General features: G+C 58.3%; 2 protein-coding genes. Both read right to left on the reverse strand.

Translation table 11 applies throughout. The features are described from left to right. Nucleotides 1–415: 415 nt before the first annotated feature. Nucleotides 416–1105, reverse strand: a complete 690-nt coding sequence (locus L248_RS08970) for a type 1 glutamine amidotransferase (protein ID WP_022529871.1) — start codon at nucleotides 1103–1105, stop codon at nucleotides 416–418. Nucleotides 1106–1184: 79 nt separating this feature from the next. Continuing rightward, nucleotides 1185–1730 carry a CvpA family protein gene (locus L248_RS08975; protein WP_022529872.1) on the reverse strand — a complete coding sequence of 182 codons (546 nt, stop codon included), beginning with the start codon at nucleotides 1728–1730 and terminating at the stop codon, nucleotides 1185–1187. Nucleotides 1731–1847: the final 117 nt, after the last annotated feature.

Below are 1847 nucleotides of genomic sequence, written 5' to 3' on the forward strand. Positions count from 1 at the left end.
CCCCCTGGCTCCGGGCCCAAATCGCCTACATCCTATCCGATCGTAAAGTCTTTGGTTCCAGGACGTATTCGCCGGAGGGGCCGCCCACACTTTGAATTCGCAGGCGATTGTCGTGATATCGGGGGAGGAGGCTGCCAGGGTTTCATGTCGAGGGAGACCGTTCCAGTCTCCGCGAATGTAGGGTGACGGAGGGCGGAGCAGATTGGGGCTCAGCCGTGAAATTGATGTTAGCGGCTTTGCCGCTTACATCAAGGCCGATCTTTGAGACAATGCGCACTTTGCATTGGCTCAAAGTCGTGCCCACGGCGTTCCAGCCCCAATCTGTGAGCCCGGAGTCACCCGGGCCAACGCCAAAAACTAACCTACCGTCCAATCGGCAGAGCCCGTAATTACCCGGGTCAGTAAAGGGAGAAAACTACGCAGTAACGGCTGCGTTTTTCTCACTGGCCAACCGCGCCTGGTGGTTCTTGACGATCTGGTCAGCGATGCCGTTGGCGATGTTTAGGTTCTTGAGCAGCGGCCCGTGGGAGTAGCTGCCGATGACGTTCTTGTAGCGCATCCCCTCGGTATGGTCCTCCGGGTTGTTGCCGTAGCCCTCAATCATCGTACCGAACGGCTTCAGTTTCTCCTTGTCGTCGAAGTACGTGCGCCCAGAATGGTTCTCAAAGGCCTGGGCCGGGCCGAATTGGGTGACGAACTTCGTGTCGCCGATCATCCGCGCGTCGGCCTTGAAGATGGTGTGCAGCGGCAAGATGTTCAGGCACTGAATGACCGTGCCGTCGCTCATCTTGTAGTAGGTCCCCAGGAACTGGTAGCCGCCGCAGATGCAGAGCATCGGCTTGCCGGCTTCGATGTAGTCCTTGATGGTCTCCCGGTGGCGCTGGAGGTCCTTGGCGACCACCGTCTGCTCGAAGTCTTGACCGCCGCCGAAGAAGAGGAAGTCATAGTCGTTGGCGTCGAAGTCGTCGCCCAGGCTGACATTCGTGACGGTGGTGGCGTCGCCCCGCTCCTTCAGCAGGTAGCGCAGGATCTTCACGTCCCCGGAATCGCCGTAGGTATTCATGAGGTCTTCGTACAGATATGCGATTTTAATTGGTTCTGCCACAACAGCAGACCTCCTTCAAGTTTTTTCATTGATTGCATTGTACTCTATCACGCCGGCCCTTGTCCTGCACAGGCTCTGCTCAGGAGAAGAAAAGCAGGCTGCTGGCCAGGTCGCTGGCAGACACGTGGAACAGCCAGGCCAGCACGTCCCGCCAGACGATTTGCGACTGGGTCAGAAGCCATTGGGCCCAAGACGAGTTTAGAATCGCCAGCTGTAAGTCATTGTTCGGCCAGCGGCTGAGGACGGCCAGGGTGAGGGTGGCGAAGAGGACGGTGACGACCAGGGTCAGGACCGCGCCCAGCAGACCGTTGATTTGGTGAATGACCGGGAACTTCGTGAACCAGCGGGTCTTTTTGGTGATCCACCAGATGATCAGGCCGCCGATGGTCATGATCAGGTAGAAGGCAATGACGTTGCCCACCGCCCCGGCATAGGCACTGCTCTCGGGGTGGGACTTGAGCCACAGCCCGCTGAGCCATTCGCCCACCGGTTTGTTATACCACCAGGCAATGAAGAAAAGCAGGAGGGAACCGGCCAGGTGCAGCAGTTGCGCCACGATTCCCCGGGACCAGCCGCGAATAATGGCGAAGAGGAAGAGAAACGCGAGAATAATATTGACGAGCATGGTCAGTTTCCTTTCTACGTGCTGATGACTCTATTGCACCATAAACACGGGGCGTCGCGAAAGGGACCTGGGACCGATGATGTTTGCGGCCTGCCGGCCCAAGTGCGGGGCCGGCAG

Source organism: Schleiferilactobacillus shenzhenensis LY-73 (assembly GCF_000469325.1).
GTDB classification, from domain to species: Bacteria; Bacillota; Bacilli; order Lactobacillales; family Lactobacillaceae; genus Schleiferilactobacillus; species Schleiferilactobacillus shenzhenensis.

Bases quoted from the DNA above. Each gene is read 5' to 3' on its own strand.
- L248_RS08975 (WP_022529872.1), bottom strand. From the start codon at position 1,730: ATGCTCGTCAATATTATTCTCGCGTTTCTCTTCCTCTTCGCCATTATT.